The sequence below is a fragment of the Nesterenkonia sp. LB17 genome, assembly GCF_022565915.1.
In the GTDB taxonomy this organism is placed as follows: Bacteria; Actinomycetota; Actinomycetes; order Actinomycetales; family Micrococcaceae; genus Nesterenkonia.
On record NZ_JAJOYX010000005.1, the window covers coordinates 80472 to 102570 of the forward strand.

The 22099-nt window shown below is 67.1% G+C and carries 20 protein-coding genes and 1 pseudogene; 12 read left to right on the forward strand and 9 right to left on the reverse strand.

Annotated features, from left to right (window positions below):
* Positions 1-57 precede the first annotated feature (57 nt).
* The 4 genes from LTH96_RS11365 to LTH96_RS11380 all read left to right on the forward strand — a co-directional run bounded on the left by LTH96_RS11365 (position 58) and on the right by LTH96_RS11380 (position 3824).
* Positions 58-939 (forward strand): Sir2 family NAD-dependent protein deacetylase, encoded by an 882-nt coding sequence (locus tag LTH96_RS11365; protein ID WP_241465905.1) that lies wholly within the window; start codon positions 58-60, stop codon positions 937-939.
* A 33-nt stretch (positions 940-972) separates the two neighbouring features.
* A complete protein-coding gene (locus LTH96_RS11370) occupies positions 973-2511 on the forward strand; it encodes an MFS transporter (protein ID WP_241465907.1) in 1539 nt (512 codons plus the stop codon).
* 77 nt (positions 2512-2588) lie between these two features.
* The gene (locus LTH96_RS13345) at positions 2589-3203 is read left to right on the forward strand and encodes a TetR family transcriptional regulator (protein ID WP_241465908.1); all 615 of its coding nucleotides are present in this window, start codon (positions 2589-2591) and stop codon (positions 3201-3203) included.
* Between the two features lie 9 nt (positions 3204-3212).
* Positions 3213-3824 (forward strand): LysE family translocator, encoded by a 612-nt coding sequence (locus LTH96_RS11380; RefSeq protein ID WP_241465910.1) that lies wholly within the window; start codon positions 3213-3215, stop codon positions 3822-3824.
* Here the strand turns inward: LTH96_RS11380 and LTH96_RS11385 are convergent.
* The 4 genes from LTH96_RS11385 to LTH96_RS11400 are packed head-to-tail and all read right to left on the reverse strand — an operon-like array spanning position 3821 to position 8188.
* Positions 3821-5353: an ATP-binding cassette domain-containing protein gene (locus LTH96_RS11385; protein ID WP_241465912.1), complete on the reverse strand. Its 1533-nt coding sequence runs from the start codon at positions 5351-5353 to the stop codon at positions 3821-3823. The genes LTH96_RS11380 and LTH96_RS11385 overlap by 4 nt on opposite strands.
* Positions 5346-6128, reverse strand: a complete 783-nt coding sequence (locus tag LTH96_RS11390; protein WP_241465914.1) for an energy-coupling factor transporter transmembrane protein EcfT — start codon at positions 6126-6128, stop codon at positions 5346-5348. Before LTH96_RS11390 ends, LTH96_RS11385 begins: the two co-directional genes overlap by 8 nt.
* Positions 6106-7125 (reverse strand): histidine kinase, encoded by a 1020-nt coding sequence (locus LTH96_RS11395; protein ID WP_241465916.1) that lies wholly within the window; start codon positions 7123-7125, stop codon positions 6106-6108. The genes LTH96_RS11390 and LTH96_RS11395 overlap by 23 nt, the downstream gene beginning before the upstream one ends.
* A complete protein-coding gene (locus tag LTH96_RS11400; RefSeq protein ID WP_241465917.1) occupies positions 7112-8188 on the reverse strand; it encodes a nucleoside hydrolase in 1077 nt (358 codons plus the stop codon). Before LTH96_RS11400 ends, LTH96_RS11395 begins: the two co-directional genes overlap by 14 nt.
* Before the next feature lie 152 nt (positions 8189-8340).
* On the opposite strand from LTH96_RS11400, the gene LTH96_RS11405 reads away from it, so the two are divergent.
* From LTH96_RS11405 to LTH96_RS11415, 3 genes are all read left to right on the forward strand, one after another.
* Positions 8341-9387: an iron ABC transporter substrate-binding protein gene (locus tag LTH96_RS11405; RefSeq protein ID WP_241465919.1), complete on the forward strand. Its 1047-nt coding sequence runs from the start codon at positions 8341-8343 to the stop codon at positions 9385-9387.
* Between the two features lie 69 nt (positions 9388-9456).
* On the forward strand, positions 9457-10992 hold the full coding sequence (locus LTH96_RS11410; RefSeq protein ID WP_241465921.1) for an iron ABC transporter permease: 1536 nt from the start codon (positions 9457-9459) through the stop codon (positions 10990-10992).
* On the forward strand, positions 10989-12212 hold the full coding sequence (locus LTH96_RS11415; RefSeq protein WP_241465923.1) for an ABC transporter ATP-binding protein: 1224 nt from the start codon (positions 10989-10991) through the stop codon (positions 12210-12212). The genes LTH96_RS11410 and LTH96_RS11415 overlap by 4 nt, the downstream gene beginning before the upstream one ends.
* Before the next feature lie 70 nt (positions 12213-12282).
* On the opposite strand, the gene LTH96_RS11420 is transcribed toward LTH96_RS11415, so the two are convergent.
* From LTH96_RS11420 to LTH96_RS11430, 3 genes are read right to left on the reverse strand one after another with little or no spacing between them, the layout of a single operon-like run.
* The gene (locus tag LTH96_RS11420; protein WP_241471185.1) at positions 12283-12930 is read right to left on the reverse strand and encodes a cyclase family protein; all 648 of its coding nucleotides are present in this window, start codon (positions 12928-12930) and stop codon (positions 12283-12285) included.
* 10 nt (positions 12931-12940) lie between these two features.
* Positions 12941-14332 (reverse strand): cytosine permease, encoded by a 1392-nt coding sequence (locus LTH96_RS11425; protein ID WP_370644440.1) that lies wholly within the window; start codon positions 14330-14332, stop codon positions 12941-12943.
* A complete protein-coding gene (locus tag LTH96_RS11430) occupies positions 14329-14736 on the reverse strand; it encodes a nuclear transport factor 2 family protein (RefSeq protein ID WP_241465926.1) in 408 nt (135 codons plus the stop codon). Before LTH96_RS11430 ends, LTH96_RS11425 begins: the two co-directional genes overlap by 4 nt.
* A gap of 155 nt (positions 14737-14891) precedes the next feature.
* On the opposite strand from LTH96_RS11430, the gene LTH96_RS11435 reads away from it, so the two are divergent.
* The 3 genes from LTH96_RS11435 (at position 14892) to LTH96_RS11445 (ending at position 18024) form a co-directional block, all read left to right on the forward strand.
* Entirely contained in the window at positions 14892-15470 is a 579-nt protein-coding gene (locus tag LTH96_RS11435; protein ID WP_241465928.1) for a helix-turn-helix domain-containing protein, read from the forward strand.
* Between the two features lie 108 nt (positions 15471-15578).
* Positions 15579-16547: an agmatinase gene (speB, locus tag LTH96_RS11440; protein WP_241465929.1), complete on the forward strand. Its 969-nt coding sequence runs from the start codon at positions 15579-15581 to the stop codon at positions 16545-16547.
* Between the two features lie 91 nt (positions 16548-16638).
* Entirely contained in the window at positions 16639-18024 is a 1386-nt protein-coding gene (locus tag LTH96_RS11445) for an NAD-dependent succinate-semialdehyde dehydrogenase (RefSeq protein ID WP_241465931.1), read from the forward strand.
* A gap of 38 nt (positions 18025-18062) precedes the next feature.
* Here the strand turns inward: LTH96_RS11445 and LTH96_RS11450 are convergent, their stop codons facing one another.
* Together LTH96_RS11450 and LTH96_RS13350 are read right to left on the reverse strand one after the other, a co-directional pair.
* The gene (locus tag LTH96_RS11450) at positions 18063-18788 is read right to left on the reverse strand and encodes a substrate-binding domain-containing protein (protein ID WP_241466053.1); all 726 of its coding nucleotides are present in this window, start codon (positions 18786-18788) and stop codon (positions 18063-18065) included.
* A 48-nt stretch (positions 18789-18836) separates the two neighbouring features.
* Positions 18837-19037 (reverse strand): annotated as a pseudogene (locus LTH96_RS13350) (LysR family transcriptional regulator); the annotation flags it as partial.
* 96 nt (positions 19038-19133) lie between these two features.
* Between LTH96_RS13350 and gabT the strand changes: the two are divergent.
* A complete protein-coding gene (gene gabT / locus LTH96_RS11460; protein ID WP_241465933.1) occupies positions 19134-20444 on the forward strand; it encodes a 4-aminobutyrate--2-oxoglutarate transaminase in 1311 nt (436 codons plus the stop codon).
* A gap of 84 nt (positions 20445-20528) precedes the next feature.
* A complete protein-coding gene (locus LTH96_RS11465; RefSeq protein ID WP_241465935.1) occupies positions 20529-22031 on the forward strand; it encodes an NAD-dependent succinate-semialdehyde dehydrogenase in 1503 nt (500 codons plus the stop codon).
* Positions 22032-22099: the final 68 nt, after the last annotated feature.

Consider the following 22099-nt stretch of genomic DNA (forward strand, 5'->3'; position numbering starts at 1 on the left):
GCCTTCACCAAACCCGTCGAGAACGCCCATAGGGCAGCGCTCCGATCCATAGCCCGGGTGGTGAAGGACACCGCCGAGCCCCAGCCCGACGAGATCGCCCGTGAGGGCATCCGGCGGATGCTCGAGCTGGGCGACGTCCTCTGCGTCACCGGGGCGGGCGTCTCCACGGATTCCGGCATCCCGGATTATCGCGGCCCCCAGGGGTCCCTGCATCGTCACCGTCCGATGACCTACCAGGAGTTCCAGCACGACGCCGCCTCGCGCCGTCGCTACTGGGCCCGTGGCTTCGTCGGATGGCGCCAGATGCACCAGGCCGAGCCCAACTCGGCCCACCAGCTGCTCGCCGACTGGCAGTCTGAAGGGCTGCTCAGCGGACTGATCACCCAGAACGTGGACGGTCTCCACCGCGCCGCCGGGGCCGATCCGGTGGTCCACCTGCACGGTGACATGGACTCCGTGATCTGCCTGACCTGCGGCAACCGCGAGGCCCGCTCCTCGCTGGATGCCCGGCTGCAGGAGGCCAACCCCGGCTACGCCGAGGCCGCCTTCGCCGCCGCCGAGAACGTGAACCCCGACGGCGACGTCACCCTGGATCAGTCCTGGGTGGAGAAGTTTCACATGGTCACCTGCCTGGTCTGCGGCTCCGAGAAGCTCAAGCCCGACGTCGTCTATTTCGGCGAATCGGTGCCCGCCGAGCGCAAGGCCGCGGTCGAGGAACTCGTCGCCGCGTCCTCGGCGCTGCTGGTGGTGGGCAGCTCGATGGCGGTGATGAGCGGATTCAAGATCGCGCTGACCATGCACCAGTCGGATCGGCCCATCGGTGTGATCAACGGCGGTCCCTCCCGTGCCGACCCCAAGGCGGACTGGCGCTGGAGGACCCGGATCACCCCGGCGCTGCAGACGCTGGACACCCTGCTGAGTGATCAACCTCACCAGTAACTATACCGGACGTATAGTATAGTAACTCGGGTGATGACCCTTCCTTCTCCTGTGCATGTCGATCGCCATGCCCTCAGCGCGTGGCAGCGCTGGACCCTGCTCGCCATCGTCTCCTCGGCGCTGTTCCTGATCGCCCTGGACAACACGATCCTCTACACCGCCCTGCCCACCCTGACCGCAGAGCTCGGCGCCTCCTCCTCTCAGCAGCTGTGGATCATCAATGCCTACCCGCTGGTGATCGCCGGGCTGCTGCCCGGATCCGGCGCGCTGGGCGACCGGTTCGGGCACAAACGGATCTTCCAGGTCGGCCTCGGCATCTTCGGAGTGGCCTCGATCCTGGCCGCTTTCTCCGGCAGCTCCGAGATGCTCATCGCCTCCCGCGCGCTCCTAGCCGTGGGTGCCGCCGCAATGATGCCCGCCACGCTCGCGCTGATCCGGCTGACGTTCTCAGTGGAGCGTGAGCGCAATATGGCCATCGCCATCTGGGCCGCCGTGGCCACCGTGGGCATGGCCCTGGGCCCGATCGTGTCCGGAGTGCTGCTGGAGTTCTTCTGGTGGGGCTCGGTGTTCCTGGTCAACGTCCCGATCGTCGCCGCCGCCCTGGTGCTGATGCTGTTGGTGGGCCCGCCGAACCTGGCCAACCCCGGCCGGCACTGGGACTGGCTCTCCTCCGCCCAGGTGATGCTTGGGCTCACCGCCGCGGTGCTGGCGATCAAGACCATCGCCGAGACCCCGGTGGACTGGCTGCGCTTCATCGTCTCCGTCGTGGTCGCCGCCGTCATGCTCACCGTCTTCGCCCGGCGCCAGATGCGACTCAACCGCACCGCCGAGCCCCTGGTGGACTTCACGATCTTCCGCAACCGCGGATTCAGCGGCGGTGTCATCGCCGCAGGCGCCAGCATCTTCGCCATCGTCGGGGTCCAGCTGGGCACCACCCAGCGCTTCCAGCTGGTCGAGGGCTTCTCCCCGCTGGAGGCCGGGCTGATCGTCTCCGCGCTGGCCCTGGGCTCACTGCCCTTCGCGCTCTTCGGCGGGGCGATCCTGCACCGCGCCGGCCTGCTCACGCTGATCGGCGGCGGCATGGTCCTCGCCGCGATCGGCGCACTGGTCTCCATCTATGCCGTCATCGATGACTCGCTGGTGCTGCTGGTGGTCAGCTTCGGCGTGCTCGGCGCCGGCCTGGGCGCCTCGATGTCGGTGGCCTCGACCGCGATCATGGGCAACGTCCCACCGCGCCGCGCCGGCATGGCGGCCTCCATCGAGGAGGTCTCCTACGAGTTCGGCGGTCTGGTCGGGGTGGCCATGCTGGGAAGCCTGCTCACCTTCGTCTACACCCGGGTCCTGGTGCTGCCCGCAGGTGCCGAGCAGTACGCGGGCCAGGCCCCGGCCGCGGTGCTCGAATCCGGGGACGCCCCGGCGATGGCGGCAGCGGCCGAGGCCTTCGACGTCGCCTACCTTGGCGTGCTGATCGGCGTCGCCGTGGTGATGGTGCTCGCCGCCGTCGCGTCGTCCTGGATGCTGCGCCGCTACACCCCGGGCACCGAATCCCAGGCCTATCCCGACAACCACTGAGAATCCCCGACGACCACTGCGGACCCTCGAGAAGACCGCGAAGCACATGAGCATCCACCGATCGGAGATCCAACCCTGTGCGACCTTCCAAACGCCGCGAGATCCTCGACGCCGCCACCCGGGTGGTCCAGCGTGAAGGCGTGACCACGCTGACCTACGAGTCGGTGGCCGCCGAGGCCGGCATGACCAAGGGTGGGCTGCTCTACCACTTCCCCTCACGGGAGGAGCTGCTGCTGGGCCTGCACCGGCATGTGGCGCAGAACTGGGAGCTGGCGCTGGAGGCCCAGGCCGGAGGCACGGCCCAGGAGCTCAGCCGCGACGAACGCTTCCGGGCCTTCGTGCGGCTCTCCCAGAACCCCGAGCGCGCGGAGCTGCTGCTGATGCTCGAGGCCTCCGAGGATCCGGTGGCCAACGCCGCCTGGGACGAGGTCTTCGGCCGCTGGGCGCCGCAGCCGCCGGGAGTCCCCCGGCCCGCTGAAGCTCCGCTGTCCACGGGCACCCAAGAGACCCAGGCCCTCGACGACGACGCCGCGGAGGCCGCTGCGGTCCAGCGCTTCATCGCGCGGCTCGCCGCCGACGGGCTGTGGTTCTACGAGGCGCTCTCCACCGAGCGGCTGGACCCGCGACTGCGCGAACGGGTGACCGAGGAGATCATCGCGCTCGCGCAGAGCGCCGAGGTGCTGGCAGAGTAGTCTCGTCCAGTGGCGATTCTCTCTCTGATGCTCTTCGTGGTGGCCGGCGCCGGCACCCCCGGGCCGAACAACACCATCGTGATGGCCTCCGGAGCCGCCTACGGCTTCAAGCGGACGCTGCCGGCGATCCTGGGAGTGAACCTCGGCTTCCCGTCCATGGTGCTGCTGGTGGGGATCGGCCTCGGCCAGGCGCTCGAGCAGTGGCCGGTGATCCTCGACATCCTGCGCCCCGTCGGGATCCTCTACCTGCTCTGGCTCGCCTTCAAGATCGCCAACGGACCCACCACGCTGACCCCGAACCCCGGAGCCAAGCCGCCGGGGTTCGTGCAGATGGCGCTGTTCCAGTTCGTCAACCCCAAGGCGTGGACCCTCTCAGTGGCCGCGCTGAGCACCTTCACCGGCTTCTGGGACTCCTTCATGCTGGAGGTTGCGGTGATCGCGCTGGTGGCCTGCACCTTCGGCGCCCCCTTCACCGTGGCGTGGACGCTGCTGGGCGTGGGCGCAGGCCGGATCATCTCGCAGCCCGCGCACATGCTGATCTTCAACCTGGTCATGGCCGGGCTGCTGGTCGTCTCGGTGGTGCCCGCCATGGTGGACACCTGGGAATCACTGCCTCTCTAGCTGCTCGCGTCCAGGCGCAGCTGGTGATCGCTGATCTCGGACGCCCAGCGCTGATCGTGGGTCGCCACCAGCACCGCACCTCCCGCGGCGGTGAACCCGCGGACCAGAGAGCTCAATCGGTGCATCCCGGCGGCATCACGGCCCAGCGTGGGTTCATCGAGCAGGAGCACCGCGGGCTTCAGCAGCAGCGCGGACGCGATCACACAGTCCTTGCGCTGGGCGGGCACCAGATCATAGGGATGCTCCTCGGCGTCAGTGCTGAGCCCTGCGGTCTCCATCACCTGTTCCACGTCCAGCTCTCGCTGCGCCCGTGCGCGCCGCCGGTCTTCGCGTCTGAGCCGGCGTCCCCCCGGGCCCAGCGGGGCCGCGCGCATCAGCTCCGCGCGCACCGTGGAGGCGGAGAGCTGGTCTCCGGGATCCTGCCCCACCCAGGCCAGGTGGTCCGCGCGGCGATGCGCCGGTGCAGCGGCGAGCTCGACGCCGCCTGGTCCGATGATCCTGGTCCCAGGCTCTGCAGGAAGAAGTCCCGCCAGGGCGCTGAGCAGCGTGGACTTCCCCGACCCGTTGGCGCCGAACAGGACGGCCACCTCCCCGGCGCGCAGGTCCAGCGCGACGCCGTCCAGCACCCGGATGGCGTCGCGCTGGACGGAGAGCTCCCGCACGCGCAGCAACACCTCCTGGCCAGGGTCGGGCGCCGGCGCGGATGGCTCGCTCTGCGCAGCCGGGGTGCGGCGAACGTCCCAGATCTCGTGCTCGTCCAACTGCGCCCGGGTCAGCTCCGCCACCGGCAGCAGACCCCCCGGGGTCATCGTGGCAGGGCGCCCCTGGTCGAGGAACAACACCTCGTCGCAGGCGGCGGTGAGGTCATCGTGCTGATGCCCCGTCAGCAGCACCGCGCCCCCGGCGTCACGGAACTCGCGCAGGGACCGGGCCAGGCGCCGTCGTGCGCTGGCATCGAGGGCCTGGGAGGGCTGATCGAGCACCAGGACGCTCGGGCGCAGGGTGAGCAGCCCGGCCAGGGCGGTGAGCTGCCGTTCCCCGCCGGAGAGCGTGGAGAGGTCTCGTTCAGCCAGGCCAGCGATGCCCAGCGCCTGCAGGCTGGCATCGGCGCGCTCCAGGCACTCGGGCAGGGGCAGCCCCAGCAGCCGCCCAGGAAGCGCGGCCTCGTCTCGGACGGTGCGGGTCAGCCCGGTGAGCTGGGCCTCCGGGTCGTCGCCGAGCATCCCCACCCCGCCGCGCACGTGAGCACCGTCGTGCTCGCCGCTGGAGGAGTGCCCTCCATCGGTCTGGTCACGCAGCTCGCGCACGCCGGTGCTGTGCCCGTGTTCGCCGAGCAGTCCGGCGGCGGCACGGGCCAGGGTGGAGGTGCCCGCTCCCTGCGGGCCCAGGACCGCGACGGCATCACCGGGGCGAAGACCCAAGTCCACGGCCTCCAGAGCGGGAGTCTCGGCGCCGCGGTAATGGAACCCGAAGTCGGTCAGACGCAGCAGCGGCTGCAGGGCGGAGGAGGACGGCGCGGGGTCAGGCATCGAAGACTCCGAGGATCTCGGTGGCAGAAGGCAGCGGCAGCAGTCCGGCCAGAGAGGCGACCACCAGCAGAGCTGAGCCGACGACGGCGCCCCAGCGCAGTCCGCGCTGGCCCGCGCCCTGGGGATAGAACCGGGCCGGGGTGGGGTGAGCGGCCTGGCCGAACCCGCGCTGAGAAAGGGCGTCATGGCGCTGATCGAGCTGTGTGATCGCGGTGACCAGCAGTCCGGTGAGCACCCCGGTGAGCAGGCGCAGCCGCACGAGCAGCCGGTCGGTGTCCCAGCCGCGGGCGGAGCGGGCTGTCAGGGCGGCGCGGACCCGGTGCTGGGCCAGCGGTATCAGGCTCATCGCGGCGGCGCACACATAGGCCAGGGACAGGGGCAGGCGCAGGGTCAGCAGGCCGTCGAAGGCACGCGTCGGGTCAGACCCGAAGGCGAACAGCGCGCAGACGGCCACCATCGCGGCGACCCGGAGCCAGAGCTGGATCGCCAGCGCGACGCCCTCCACGGTGACCGCGGCGGGTCCGAACTCGGCGAGGACCTCGACCTGCTCGCCGGGGTAGAAGAGCCCCTGGATGATGCCGACCATGACCAGCATGGGTCCGGCCAGCACCACCAGGGTCAGCAGCCAGCTGCGGAAGCGGACCCGCGGGGAGGCCGCGGCTGTGACCACCGCGCAGATGAGCACGGCGGCCGGGATCAGCGGGGAGGGGACTCCGTAGACGAGCAGCAGCGCACAGCCGAGCAGGACCAGCTCAGTGGCTGGATGCAGCCGCATGCGACGATCCTGCGGTGTCCGGCGGCGTGCCCTGCGCCGCAGACCGCTTCGCGGCGGCGCGTTTCGCAGCCGAGCTCTTCACCTTGGAGTGCTCGGTGAAGGGGAACCTGCTGCGCAGCCGGCTCGGCAGCGCAGCGATCACCAGGAAGGCCAGCGCGAAGATGATCGCCTTATCGGCGATGTCGCTGCCCAGTCCCTGGATGGTGGCGGCGCCGAGCATCGAGGCGCCCGCGCCCTGCAGGGCGGCGACGACGCTGCCGGTGCCCACGCCGAGTCCGCCGCCGTAGATGAAGGCGGCCACCGGGGTGGCGATCAGGCCGGCGGGGATCCCTGCCAGGGCGCCGGCGATGACGGCCCACCAGATGCGGCGGAAGCCGCCGAGCCGAGCAGCCCAGCCAGCGGCGGCGCCGATGAACGCGGCGCCGGCGGTGAAGGCGATGACGGTCGGGTTGATCGTCACGCCCCAGATGACGTTGGTCAGGATGCCGGTCAGCGCGCCGGCGGCGGGGCCGGCGATGACACCGATGATGACGGTGCCCAGGGAGTCCAGGTAGAGCGGGATGGGGGTCATCGTGCCGACGATCTGTCCGGTGGCGATGTTCAGCGCGATCATCACCGGCATCAGGGCGAGCACGCTGCGCGGGATTCGCGGGAGCGTGCCGGCGGCGATGAGCACGGCGCCGAGCAGGTATCCGACCATCACACCGAGGGTGGTGTTGCCCAGGTCGGCGCCGAGAGTGGCGGGCTGGGTGGTGAGCACCCAGAGGTAGGTGCCGACGATCACGGCGGCACCGGCGGTGAGCGCCAGGACGGACCACAGCGGGGGAGCGGGCCTGATGTGGTTCCCGGCGCGATCTGTCGTGGACGCCTGGGGCGTGCGGGCCTTGGAGGCGCGGGAGCGGGTGGTGCGGGATTCAGCAGCGCGAGTCTTCGGGGTTTCTCCGGGATCCGCCGCGGTGACGGACCCCTGCCCAGAGTGCGGGTCAGTGTGAGCCATGATGTTGTGGTCCTCTTCTCAAGGTGATGGTCAGGTGATCCAGGAACGCCTCGGCGTCCAGGCTGCGGATGATCTCCGCATTGGGCGCACGGCCCCAGCGGCCGAGCCAGTCGGCCACGGTCTCGCCACGGGTCAGCGTGCCGATGAGTTCGACGTCGACCGCTGCCTTCTCGGTCTTGCGCGCCCAGGGAATTATCCCGTCTGTGGCGCGCGGGAACGAATCCCGCTCAGGTCCTGCCGCCGGGGAGGGGCTTTCGCCGTGGTTCTGGATCCGGGCCCAGGCCACCGCGGCGGCGGTGACATAGGGATCATGGACATGGGCGAGGTAGCCGTGGCCATCTGCCTCGTGGAACTCGAAGTAGAACCGCAGCGCCTCCGCGAGCTGGGCCAGCCAGGCCGACCAGACCGCCGAGCTGGTCCCGTCGAGGATCTGCTGCAGCCGCACCGGGGTCAGCGCCACCGCTTCGGTGGCCTCTATCGGGCCGATCACCGGCAGGTGGGTGGACTCGCCGAAGGCGTCGATCACGGCCTTGGTGGCTTCGGGGTCGTAGCTGACGTTCCACTCAGTGGTGGGTCGGGTGTTGCCCCGGTAGTTGAATGCTCCGCCCATGATGAAGAGCCGCCTCAGCAGCTGTGGAAGCTTCGGTTCCAGCCGCAGCGCCAGGGCCAGGTTGGTGGCCGGGCCGGTGAGCACACCGATCAGCTCGCCCGGGTGTGCGTGGGCCGCTCGGACCCAGGCCTGCGCGGCGGGAAGCTCATCGGCGGTGATCCTGCCGGTGGGCAGCCGGGCGTAGCCGGCGCCGGTGTCCCCGTGGGTCTCCTCCGCGTATTCGGACACCCCGGCGAGCGGGTGTTCAGCCCCGACGTGGACCGACAGGTCGGTGCGGCCGGCCAGCTGCAGCCAGCCCAGCGTGTTCGCAAGCACCTGGGCGGTGGAGACATTGCCGCCGCTGGCGGCGAGACCGGTGATCTCGACGTCGTCCTGACAGAAGAGCCAGCCCAGCGCGAGGGCGTCATCGATGCCGGGGTCACAGTCCAGGAAGAGGGGGATCACCTGCACCATTGTGCCGGGTGCGCCTGGGTCTCCTCGCTCAACATAGAGCCTTATTCAATTAAGACACACCAACCTTGCGTATCTTAGGGTAGCCTTGTATCAGACCAGTCAGGGCCGCATCGGCGAGCCCCCCCCCGATGCGAGACGAAGGAACACCATCCATGCGCAGAACCTCCGTGGCGGTCTCCCTGGGCGCACTTGTCGCCCTGACCGCGACCTCCTGTGGCGATACCGCTGAGCCGGCGTCGAACGGTGACGAGACCTCCGCCGAGCAGGAGAGCCTGGTGCTCTATTCCGGGCGCAACGAGGAACTGATCCAGCCGCTCATCGACACCTTCTCGGAAGAGACCGGCATCGAGGTCGAGGTGCGCTATGGCGACACCGCCGAGCTGGCCGCCCAGCTGCTGGAGGAGGCAGAAGGCTCCCCAGCCGACGTCTTCCTCGCCCAGGATGCAGGCGCCCTCGGCGCCGTGGCTGAAGCGGGCCTCTTCGAGGAGCTCGACGCCGAGCTGCTCGAGCAGGTGCCGGAGGCCTACCGTGACGCCGAGAACCAGTGGGTGGGCGTCTCCGGACGAGCACGCACGCTGATCTATAACACCGACGCGGTGGAGGAGGCCGACCTGCCCGAGAGTGTGGATGAGCTGACAGCGCCCGAGTACGCCGGTCGCGTCGGAGTGGCCCCCACCAATGCGTCCTTCCAGTCCTTCGTGACCGCTCACCGCGAGCTTGAAGGCGAAGAGGCCACTCAGACCTTCCTCGACGACCTGGCCGCGAACGACCCGCAGATCCGCGAGGGCAACGGCGAGATCGTCACCGACGTCGCCAACGGGGTCATCGAGATGGGCCTGGTGAACCACTACTACCTCTACGGCCGCGCCAAGGAGCTCGGCGAGGACCCGGCCGAGCTGAACGTGGCGAACCACCTCTTCAGCGGTGGTGACGTCGGGTCCCTGGTCAACGTGGCGGGAGTCGGGGTGCTGAACTCCGAGAACGAAGCCGCCGCCACACTGGCCGAGTTCATGCTCAGCACCGAGGGTCAGACCTACTTCGCTGAGGAGACCGCGGAGTACCCGATGATCGAAGGCGTGGACGGACCTGAGGGCATGCCGAGCCTCGAGGAGCTCGACGCGCCGGACATCGATCTCAACCGTCTCGATGACCTGGAGACCTCTGTGGAGATGATCGTCGAATCGGGTCTGGTGGGCTGACCCATCACCGCCCCGGCCAAAGCTCCAGCGCGCACCGCCGCCCGTTCCCGCTCCGCAGGGAACGGGCGTGTGGCGGTGCCGCTGTGGCTGCGCGCCGCCGCGGTCCTCGCCACGCTGGTGGCGCTGCTGCCGCTGTTCTACCTCGTCATCCGGCTGGCCCAGTTCCCGCTTCCGGACTTCCTGGACACCGTGTTCAGCGCGCGCAGCGCCCGGCTTGCCTACACCTCGCTGACGCTGACCTTTACGGTCACCGTGCTGTGCCTGGTCCTCGGCGTGGGCCTGGCGTTCCTGGTCACCCGCACACAGCTCCCGGGACGACTGATCCTCGGCGTCGCCGCGGCACTGCCCCTGGCGGTCCCAAGCTATGTCGCCGCGTTCGGCTGGCAGTCGATGAACGCCCTGATCAACCCGGGCACCAGCTTCGAGGGGTTCCTGGCCGCGGCGATCGTGATCACCTCGGTGACCTACCCCTACATCTACCTGCCGGTGGTCGCCGCGCTGGTCTCGGTGGATCCCGCCCAGGAAGAGGCCGCCCGGGCGCTGGGCCGCGGCCCCATCGACACCTTCTTCAGCGTCACCGTTCGGCAGGCCGCCCCTGCGATCACCGCCGGCACCCTGCTCTGCGCCATCTACGTCATCGCCGACTTCGGCGCCGTCTCGATCCTGCGCGTGGACACCTTCACCCGCGCTGTGTTCACCAGCTTCTCGATGGGCTTCGACCGGCTCGGAGGAGTCGCGCTGTCCTCGATCCTGCTGGTCTTCACGCTGTGCCTGCTCATCCTCGAAGGCCGGGTCCGCCGCACCGGCACCCGCTACTCCACCATGTCCGGTGAGGGGCGAGCCCGCCCCGCCCGCTTCCAGATAGGACGCTGGACGCTGCCGATCCTCGCGCTGGCCTGGACCCCGGTGCTCGTCGCACTGATGGTCCCGCTCTCGGCACTGCTGGTCTGGAGCCTGCGCGGGGTCTCTCGCCCGGGTTCACTGGCGGAGATCGGGTCGGCGCTGCTGAACTCGCTCTGGGCCGCCGGGCTCGCGGCGCTGGCCACCACGGCGATCGCGATCCCGCTGGCCCTGTGGCTGGCGCGGCGGCCCTCGAAGCTCGCTCGGCTGCTGGAACGCACCGCCTACCTGGCGCACTCGCTGCCCGGCGTCGTCATCGGACTCTCGGTGGTGATGCTCGGGATCGCGGTGCTGCCGGCGCTGTACCAGACCATGTGGATGCTGACCCTGGCCTACTGCGCGCTGATGCTGCCGCTGGCCCTGGGCCCGGTGCTCGCCTCCGCGCTCTCGGCGCCCCCGGAGCTGGAGGAGGCCGCCCAGTCCCTGGGCAGCAGCCCCGGCGTGGGCTACCTGCGCGTGACGCTGCCGCTGATGCTTCCCGGGATCCTCTCCGGGGCGCTGCTGGTGCTCCTGACCACGATCAAGGAGCTTCCGGCCACGCTGATGCTGCGACCCACAGGGTTCGACACCCTCGCCACGCGGCTCTGGACCTACACCGGCGGAGAGTCCTATGCGGCCGCCGCGCCCTTCGCCGCGCTGCTGGTGCTCGTCGCCGCGGTCCCCGCCTGGATGATGATTTCGCGACTACTCAAGGAGGTCCGATGACTGCAACGGACATTGACGCCACGGACACTGGCATCACGGACACTGACACCACGATGCTCCAGGTCTCCGGGGTCGAGGTGCGATTCGGCGATCAGCCGGTCCTCCACGACATCGATCTGCGCGTGAAGGCTGGGACGACCACGGCGATCGTCGGCCCCTCCGGCTCGGGCAAGACCTCGCTGCTGCGCGTCATCGCGGGGTTCCTGGCCCCCGAACACGGGGAGGTCCGACTCCACGGCGCGGATGTGACAGAGGTTCCCGCCCATCGGCGCAGCATCGGACTGGTCGCCCAGGACGGAGCGCTGTTCCCGCATCTCGACGTCGCCGGCAACATCGCGTTCGGCCTGCCGCGCGGAACTCCCCGGCGCGAGCGGCGCCGCAGGGTCGCGGAGCTTCTCGAGCTGGTCAGCCTCACCGGTGATCACGCCTCCCGGCGTCCGGACCAGCTCTCGGGTGGTCAGCGCCAGCGGGTGGCGCTGGCCCGGGCGCTGGCCCGCCAGCCGGAGATGATCCTGCTCGACGAGCCGTTCTCCGCCCTGGACGCTGGGCTGCGCGAGAGCACCCGGCAGGCGATCCGGGAGATCCTGCGGATCACCGGGACCACGACGATCCTGGTCACCCACGACCAGGACGAGGCGCTGTCCTTCGCCGATCAGGTCGCGGTGCTCAAGGATGGGCGGCTGCGCCAGATCGGTGCCCCCGAAGAGGTCTACACCAGGCCCTGCGACGTGGAGACCGCCCAGTTCCTCGGCGACGCCGTGCTGCTGCCCGGCCAGCTGACCAGCCAGCTTCCAGAGCCGCTCTCCGGACAGGCTGGGGCGGTGTGGGATTCGTCGACTCCGCTGGGCAGCGTGAACGTGGAGCTGGTCTGCCCGAACCTGGCCATCGCTCATCGGACGGCGAGCGGATCAACGGGGCAGGTGATGCTGCGCCCTGAACAGATCACACTCAGCGAGGAGGGTGTGGCAGGAACCGTGCTCAGCTCCCAGTACTTCGGTCATGACACCACTGCGCTGGTCCAGCTCGAGGGCGTGGAGTCCCCGCTGCGGCTGCGCCAGCTCAACGCGGTGCCCCTGACGCCTGGCACACAGGTCCACCTCGCCGTCCAGGGTGCGGGCGTCTTCTACCCGGCCTTCACCGAGTGCCATGCCTGCTCGGCGAGGCCCGCACGGGTCAGCATCGAGAGACGGGGTGCGACGCTGATGCCCAGCTTCCTCTGACCCGCGCAGCGGGCCAGAGGAGCAGGCACATCCTGCCGAACGGGTCCCCTGACTGTTCGCCCGGCAGTGCTCACAAAGGCCGCGCCACAGCTCGGATGGGTGACCCGTCCATGCCTGGCAGTCGCAGCGGGAGCCCTACGAACTCGACGCGGGCTGGCAGCTGTGTGAGTTGCCTCAGGTTTTCGATGATCAGCCGCCCCTTGCCGAGCACGATGTCGTGCACAGGCAGGCCTTGGTCGGCCGCACGGGTGGAATCGGGATTCAGCGTGTCCACGCCGATGACCCTGGCGCCGAGCTCCAGCAGATGCTCGGCGAGGGTGGGCTCGAGGACCGGGTGATCGAGATACCGTTCGGAACTCCAGTGTCGGTCCCAACCAGTTGCCACCAATACGATGCGGGCATCTCCCAGACCGCCGGCGAGCTGATCTGCGACACTCTCAAGAGTCACGGTGGCCCCTGCGCTCAGCTCTCCGGCGCGAAGCACCATCGCTTCGCCGATGAGGTCCTCCACGTCGATAGCGTCGACGGTGTGACCGCCGGGAATGACATGGGCTGGTGCGTCCACATGGGTGCCGGAATGCGTTCCCAGATGCAACGCGTGCACTTCGAATCCGTCTACGGCGACTGTCGCGGCAGGCTGGATCGACACCTGCGGGTCGCCGGGGAACACCGGCATCCCAGAACTCAGGTCGTGAGACAGATCAGCCCACCGCGACATCTCCAGCCTCCTACTTCTCAGTCGCGAGTTCGAGCTGGTCCGCGAGGTGTCGAGATTCGACGCCCCGGGGTTCAGAGATTCTCGCGATCCTCGTCCACAGCCAGTACATCAAGCCCGAGAACAACACCGTCGGGAGGGCCGCTCCAACGGGAGAGAACCACACGGTCGTCAAGAGCGTGTACAGACCGGCGCCAGTCGCCCAGACAACGATCGCGCCGATGTTCCACCCACCGGTGAACCAGTACTTCCCACCTTTATAGTTCAGAATCTCGCGGTTGTAGCTGCGCCGACGAGCCAAGTAGTAGTCCACGATCATCACGGCGAAGACGGGGATGAACAGGGCGCCGATCGTTGCCAGGAAGTTCGTGAACTGCTCGAGCAGCCCGAGCCAGGTAGAGCCGATCACAGCCACGACGCCGAGCCCGAGCGCAGTGGGAAGGAACGGCAGCGGCCGGCGACGGGGAAACGCGTGCTGAAGCGAGAGCGTCATGCCGTACATGACCATTGTGTTCGTCGCCATGACAGACAGGAACATCACGGCGGCCAGGGGCGCTCCGAACGCAGTGATGATCACGGTCGGATCGAATGCAACAGCCTCGTTGCCCTCGAGCAGGACGTAGGAGATCGCAGTGGCGCCGAGTGCCATCGTGAGAATCGTCGACGTGGTGTAACCAATGGCTGCGCCTGCTGCTCCGGCGCGGACGCTGCGCGCCGTGCGGGTGAGGTCGGCGCTGAGCACCGTCCAGGAGATCGCGGTGGCGAACACGATGTCGAATACGAGCGCGCCGTCCATTCCCAGTGCAGGGTCAATCGCGATGGCGAGGTACTCGGCAGGGGGATGGGTCGAGAAGGCGACGGCAAAGACGTAGATGATGATGCTCACAATGACGAGCCCGAAGAGCGGTTCGATGCGCGCGATTCCGACGTGGCCAAAGATCGCCAGGAACACGACGAACGCCTGACACAGCGCGGCGAACAGGATCGGGTTGGAGTACCCGGTCCACGCGTGAACGAGGTAGTCGACCGAGATGCCGGCGAGCATGGCCTGCACCCACGACCAGCCCATCAGAATGATCAAGTTCGACAGCGAGGGAACGATCGAACCGCGCAGCCCGAAGGATCCCTTTGTAAGTGCCATGGTCGAAAGGCCGGTGCGAACACCCATGACAGCGACAAGGGTCAGGACGCCAGCGCCCATAACGGTGCCGCAGACGATCCAGAGGAGCGAGTCGCCGAATGAGATGCCTGGAACAAACAGGGTGCCGGTCAGCAGCGTCGTGACGACCAGGTTCGCCGCCAGCCAGATCAGCATGATTCGGCCGCCCCCGAGGGTGCCTCGAAGCGGCACCTGTTCTTCGTCTGGGTCTGCGGTCAAGGTTGCGCTCTGCTGGGAGTTTTTCACAGGGAAGTACCTTCCTCGGTCACCGAGGAAAGGTGTTCATGGACCGCGAGCAGCCCCTCCTGGGTATTTTCAAAGACTATGGTTTCGCGTTCGCGGTACGTCTGGGTCACGCCCTCGACGAGCGCGGTCGTCTCCAGCACGTGCCAGAAGACGCCGCCGCCGGCGAGTACTCGGACTCCTGATTCGAGCGTGCGGCACGCGATGACGCGCCAGCCGGCTTCCTGGAGCTTGCCCCACGCGGCGTGCCAGCTCGCACGGTCAGCGTGAACGGTATTGTCGGGAGCAAATATGAAGGTACATGTAGGAGAGAATCGGCTGAAGTAATCATTTTCATCATTGTTCTCAAACGCCCGCACTATCGCTTCTGCAGCCGACGAGATGTGCTGTGGAAGTAATTCAGTCATTGGATCTACCCCTTCAGTGCGGCACCCGACTCCGCTGTGGGTCGATTGATGTGACGCTCGATACAGAGGTCAGCATGCAACAAGAGTTGTACATGAGTCAACATTGTTCCGCTGCGCGATACGCTGGAGTCTCGGCTCGACGAAAAAGAGGATGAATGCGAAACGTCAATCCCGCCGCGAGCGACTCGCCACCCCCTATTGGTGCGAAGCTTCGTGCCGCTCGACAGGCTCAACACCTCACGCTCGACGTCGTGGCGAAGCAGGCGAATCTCACCAAGGGTTACATCTCGCGTGTGGAGCGTGACGACACATCGCCGAGCGTCGCGTCGCTGATGTCTATCTGCCAGGTGCTGGGGCTGTCGCTGGGTCAGCTGTTCGAGGAGCCGGACAGTGCAATCGTGCGTTTCGACGATGCGCCCTTGATCAACCTGGGGGGAACTGGAGCGGTGGAGCACATGGTCACGCCGCGCGGCCAGTCCCAGGTGCAGGTGATCCACTCGGAGATCGCCAGCGGCGCTCACGGTGGAGAGAATCTCTACACGATCAACTGCAAAGTCGAGTCTCTGCACATCATCCGCGGCGAGCTGCACATTCGCTTCGCAGCGTCGAGCGAGGTGCTCTACGCCGGGGATACCATCACGTTTCCAGGCAATGAGCCGCATAGCTGGTGGGCGCCGGTGGAGAGCGCGGCGCTCTGGGTGCTCGTGCCTGCGCCGTGGAGCGGGCTCGTCTGATCGATCACCGCTGAGACTGTCGGTTCTTCCATACAAGGTGTCTAATAGAGTACAAATATTCTCTATAACTATTCCTGGCCCGAAAGTGGCGAGAGATCGGATGTACCCATGTCAGCAACGGAATATGTGCAGTTCGATTCGGGGAACATCGGCCCCGCAGATGCGAGCAAGTCGCCCAGGTTCGCGGGAATCGCGACGTTCGCACGGCTCCCCAGGGCAGAGGAGGTCGACCATGTCGATATCGCGGTGGTGGGGGTGCCCTTCGACTCTGGGGTGAGTTACCGCCCGGGCGCACGGTTCGGTCCGGCGCACGTGCGCGAAGCGTCCCGGCTTCTGCGTCCATACAATCCCGCCGCCGATATCTCTCCCTTCGCCCAGGTGCAGGTGGCCGATGCGGGTGACATCTCGGTGAATCCGTTCAGCCTCGACGAGGCTGTCCTCGATATAGAACGCGCCGCTGACGAACTCCGGGCTGGAGGCACGCGGCTCCTTGCGATCGGCGGTGACCACACACTCGCTCTTCCGATGCTTCGTTCAGTGGCAAAGACGCACGGCCCTGTCGCCGTCGTTCACTTTGACGCGCACCTCGACACCTGGGACACCTACTTCGGTGCACCCGTCACCCACGGCACTCCGTTCCGGAGGGCATCGGAGGAGGGCCTCATCGACATGGAGGCCAGTCTGCATGTCGGCATCCGCGGTCCGTTGTACGGCAAGGAGGACCTTCGAGATGATGAGCGTCTGGGATTCGCCATCATCTCGACCCACGACATCGAGGTCGAGGGCGTCGAAATGGCCATCGAACGGATGCACCGTCGCATCGGTGACCGGCCGGTATATCTATCGATCGACATAGACGTCCTTGATCCTGCACACGCTCCGGGCACCGGCACGCCGGAGGCCGGCGGTATGACGAGTCGAGAACTGCTGCGGATGCTGCGCGCCTTCTCGAACACGTCGATCGTCGGTGCCGACGTCGTCGAGGTCTCGCCCCCCTATGACCACGCTCAGCTCACGGCTGTCGCGGGCTCGCATGTCGCCTACGAGGTGATCTCTGCCATGGCGGCGCGTCCCTGATGCGTCGAGCCTCGGTCCGACCGGCGTCCGGTCCGGACTGACACGACAGACGGATACCCCGCTTCGCGAGCTGCAAACTAGGAGATGAGCCATGACACGATCGCACGCCTACCACGTCACGAATCCTGCGACAGGGGAGACGCTGGAAGACTTTCCAGCTACGACCCCGGAGGAGGTGGAGGTGGCCTTGGCCAAGGCCACAGAGGCCTTCGCCACGTGGAGAAGGACCTCTTTGGAGAGTCGAGCAAGGACAGCCCTGCGCGTCTCAGAGCTCTTCGCCGAACGAATCGATGAGCTGGCGAGGATGATCAGCATCGAGATGGGGAAGCCGCTGAGCGAGGGCGAAGAAGAAGTCGAGTTCGCCTCCGCCATCTTCGCCTACTACGCGGAGAAGGCGGCCGAGCTCACCGCGGATCGGGAGATCGAAAGCTACTCCGGCGGACGAGCCGTCATCGAGCACCTGCCGATCGGTCCGTTGCTGGGGATCATGCCCTGGAACTTTCCGTATTACCAGGTCGCCCGCTTCGTTGCGCCCAACCTGATTCTGGGCAACCCGATAATTCTGAAGCACGCGGAGTCATGCCCAAGATCAGCTCTCGCTATCGAGCAGCTGCTGCACGACGCTGGGGTGCCAGTTGGCGTGTATGCCAATGTCTTCGCCACTCACGAGCAGGTCGCGACGATGATCGCTGATCCACGACTGCGCGGCGTCTCGCTCACCGGATCTGAGCGCGCGGGATCCGCAGTCGCGCGGCAGGCGGGGGCGCACCTCAAGAAGGTGGTGCTGGAACTCGGCGGATCGGACCCCTACATCGTGCTGGATTCCGAGGATGTAGCCGGTGCAGCGGACACCGCGTGGGAGACGCGCGTCTACAACATGGGCCAGGTGTGCAACTCGAATAAGCGGATCATCGTCCACGAAGACATCTACGAGGCATTCGTCGATCAACTGACTGCTCGAGCTGCGGGCCTGCGGCCTGGAGATCCCTCAGACCCGACTCCCGGAACGTATTCGCCGATGTCCTCGGAGGGTGCTGTGCATCTGCTCAAGGAGCAGGTCGACGATGCTGTGTCGAAGGGTGCGCGGCTGCATGCGGGCGGAGAGATCCCCGACTCCTCGGGATTCTACTATTCTCCAGCAGTGCTGACTGGGGTCACACCGGAGATGCGAGCCTACAGCGAAGAGCTCTTCGGCCCAGTCGCCGTGGTCTATCGGTGCGAGAGCGACGAGGAGGCGATCCGACTCGCCAACGAGAGCCAGTATGGCCTCGGCGGTGCGGTCTTCTCCGTGGACGCCGAACGCGCAGCGGCAGTCGCCGCTCAGCTCGAGGTCGGGATGGCCAGTGTCAACACGCCCGCTGCGGAGGGTCCGGAGATGCCGTTCGGGGGCGTGAAGAACTCGGGCTATGGCCGCGAGCTTGGGCCGCTCGGCATGGATGAGTTCGTCAACAGACGACTTCTCTACATCGCGGACTGAGCGCCACTGACCACGGTCCCTGATGCTCGGCGGATTCTTCAATGACCAGGTCTGTGAGCAGTGGAACTCTCTCGCTGCGCATCGTCGTCCGGTGCTGAGGCCAGGGTCGGGCCGTATCGGAGCTGACAGAAGTCGCGCAGCCGCTGCGCCATGCTGAACAGCTCCGCGCTTCCGTGATGATCCCGACGCCAGGCTGCATGAAGGTGAAATTGAAGAGCGTAACCCCGTTCGTCAAGAATCCTCAAGGGGTGCAATGCGAAGTGGGCGTCGTCCGAGAGAACGGCGACGCCCCGTCCGGCCGCGGCGAGGGCCTGCGCCAGCCGCCCCTGTGAGACTTCGATCGTGCCGCGCGCTGCGAGGTCGGCGAGGCTCAGCGCGGCGTCGAGGATCTGTCGAGACTTCTGCGCTGCTGGCACGAGGATCAATGCGTGTTCACACAGGGAGGCCAGGTCGATCGCCTCTCGCTGCGCCCATGCGTGGGTCTGGGGAACGTAGGCCCAGACGGGAAGAGCGGCAAGCGACAGCGTTTCATGATCGTCTGCCGGTCTCTGCGGCGTGACGATCAGATCGTAGTCGGAGCTGTTCTGGGTGGGTTCCGGGCTGAGTGAAATCTCGGAGACGTGCGGGGTTGGATCGTGCTGGGAGAAGGTCGCGACGAAGGGGGCGACGATGTCGATCAAGGTGGTCTGCGGCGCGCCGATGGAGACATTGCGCATGCTGCCTGAGGCGAGCGTCTCGGCGATCAGCTCGGCATGGCTGTGCACGCGCAGCACCTCGCGGGTGACCGAGAGGAACTCTGTGCCCTCTGATGTGAGAATCAGTCGGTTGCCCGTGCGGCGGAACAGCTGGAGTCGGAGCTTGCTCTCGAGCTCCCGGATCTGTCGCGAGAGCGCTGGCTGCGTGATGTGCAGGGATTCCGCGGCCGCTGAGACAGTCCCTTCATCAGCGACAGCGGCGAAGTACCTGAGAAGTCGATGGTCCACAACTGACAGTGTGGCATGCTCTGTAGGCATGCCTTGTATCCGCAGCGGGCATTAGACAGTATGGTTCCGGGTGGACGAGTATCAGAGTCACAGATCATTTGATTGCGTCGCCTCAAGGAGCCCTGCATGGAACAGACCCGACACCTCGCGACTGAACTGCCCGGCCCGAAGGCCAAGGCACTCATGGAGCGTCAGCACGCCGCAGTGGCCCGTGGGGTCTCGACCTTGATGCCCACCTTTGCCGTCCGCGCCCAGGATGGAATCCTCGAGGATGTCGACGGGAACAGGCTCATCGACCTCGGAGCAGGCATCGCTGTGACCAGCGTCGGCGCCAGTGCACCCAAGGTGGTCGAAGCGGTGCAGCGGCAGGTCGCTGAGTTCACCCACACCTGCTTCATGGTGACCCCCTATGAGGGCTACGTGGCCGTGGCCGAGAAGCTCGCGGAGATCACCCCCGTCTCAGGTCCGGCACGCACCGCTCTGTTCAACTCCGGAGCCGAGGCAGTGGAGAACGCGGTCAAGATCGCCAGGGCGTACACCGGAAAACAGGCCGTCGCTGCCTTCGATCATGCGTACCACGGCCGCACCACGCTCACGATGGCGCTGACCGCGAAGTCCATGCCCTATAAGCACAGCTTCGGACCCTTCGCCCCGGAGGTGTATCGGGTATCGGGCTCGTACCCCTACCGCGACCAGCTCGATGGCCATACCGCCGCGGCCCGTGCCATCGAACAGCTGGAGACACAGATCCGCGCCGAGAACCTCGCGGCGGTCATCATGGAACCGATCCAGGGTGAGGGTGGATTCATCGTTCCAGCGCCTGGGTTCCTCAAGAAGATCGTTCAATGGTGCAATGCGAACGATGTCGTGTTCATCGCCGATGAGATCCAGACTGGTTTTGCCCGCACCGGTCGTTGGTTCGCCTCAGAATACGAGGACGTGCAGCCAGACATCATCACCACCGCCAAGGGCATCGCAGGCGGAATGCCGCTCTCGGCGGTCACCGGGCGAGCAGAGATCATGGACGCTGCTCACCCTGGCGGCCTCGGGGGGACCTACGGCGGTAACCCCGTCGCATGTGCTGCCGCCTTGGCTGCTATCGAGACCATTGAAGAGGGGCATCTGGATCAGGAGGCGCTGCGGATCGAGAAACTGGTGCGCGCCCATCTGGAGGAGGTCCAGCGCCGAGATCCCCGCATCGGGGATATCCGCGGTCGCGGTGCGATGCTGGCCTTCGAACTGGTGGACCCTGAGACGAAGGCTCCAGACGCGGGGCTGACCTCTGCTGTCGCGACCGCAGCGCGCCAAGCCGGGGTCATCGCCCTGACCTGTGGGACCTATGGCAACGTGGTTCGACTGCTTCCACCTCTGACCATCAGCGATGCGCTCCTCGAAGAAGGCCTGAGCATCATCACCGACGCGCTGGCCGCAGCCTGAAGCTGCCGGTCACACCTCCAGTCCAGCGCCGCGGATCGCCATCCCGTTCGGATGCGCCGCGGTGCCGATCAGAAAGTCTCACAGATGAACACCCCAGACCAGACCCTTGTCACGCAGGACCGCATCCAGGCGTTGCTCGCCGCGACCCCCAAGGGGCTGCTGATCGACGGTGCATGGAGGGAGTCCTCCGACGGTGCCACCTTCGAGGTGGAGAACCCGGCCACCCAGGAAGTCATCGCGAAGATGTCCTCGGCCACCTCAGACGATGCCCGCGCGGCCATGGACGCCGCCGCCGATGCTCAGGAATCATGGGCGCGAACTCCCTCGCGTGAGCGGGCCGAGATCCTCCGCCGGGCCTTCGACCTGGTCCAGGACCGGGCCGAGGAGCTGGCGCTGCTGATGACCCTGGAGATGGGCAAACCACTCGCCCAGTCCCGGGGAGAGGTCGCCTACGGCGGGGAGTTCCTGCGCTGGTTCTCCGAGGAGGCCGTCCGAGACTATGGCCGCTATGCGGCCACCCCCGAGGGTAATCTGCGGATGCTGGTCACCCGCAAACCAGTCGGCCCCTGCCTGCTGATCACTCCGTGGAACTTCCCGCTGGCCATGGCCACCCGCAAGGTCGCGCCGGCCCTCGCGGCAGGGTGCACGATGATCCTCAAACCTGCAGCGTTGACGCCGCTGACCGCGCACTATTTTGCGCAGATCATGCTCGATGCGGGGCTCCCCGACGGAGTGCTCAACGTCGTCTCGACCAGCTCTGCGTCAGCGATCTCCGAGCCGATCATGGGTGATCGCCGGCTGCGGAAGGTATCCTTCACCGGTTCGACACCGGTGGGCAAGCACCTGATGAAGATGGCTGCCGAGAACGTGTTGCGCACCTCTATGGAGCTCGGCGGCAACGGACCGCTGATCGTGTTTGAAGATGCCGATCTGGACAAGGCCGTGGCCGGAGCGATGGCCGCGAAGATGCGCAACATGGGGGAGGCCTGCACGGCCGCGAACCGCCTGTTGGTCCATGAATCGGTGGCGGAGGATTTCACTGCTCGGCTCGCGGAGAAGATGTCTGCGCTGAGGCTGGGTTCCGGAGTCGAGGACGGCGTCGACGTCGGGCCGCTGATCGATGCCAAGGCCCGCGACTCGATGGAGGCACTCGTGGCTGATGCTGTGGCCGGTGGGGCGCGGGTGGTCACCGGAGGCAAGCGCACTGAAGGCGCCGGGTACTTCTTCGAACCGACAGTGCTGCGCAACATCGCCCCCGATGCTCGAGTGCTGCGGGAGGAGATCTTTGGTCCAGTCGCCCCGGTGATCACGTTCCGCGATGAAGCCGAAGCGGTCGCTCTGGCCAACGACACCGAATACGGCCTGGCCTCGTATGTGTTCACCGAAGACATCTCGCGTGGGCTGCGCATCGGAGACCGGATCGAGTTCGGGCTGATGGGTCTCAACGTCGGAGTGATCTCCAACGCGGCCGCCCCTTTCGGCGGGGTGAAGCAGTCTGGGCTGGGTCGCGAGGGAGGAGCCGAAGGCATTGCGGAGTACACCAGCACCCAGTACATCGGTGTGGAGAACCCCTGGAGCGCTGTCTGAAGGCTACGGCGCGATGCGGCAACGCGGCATCGGGGAGCCCCCGACCTGGACCCCGGGGTGCCGCGCGG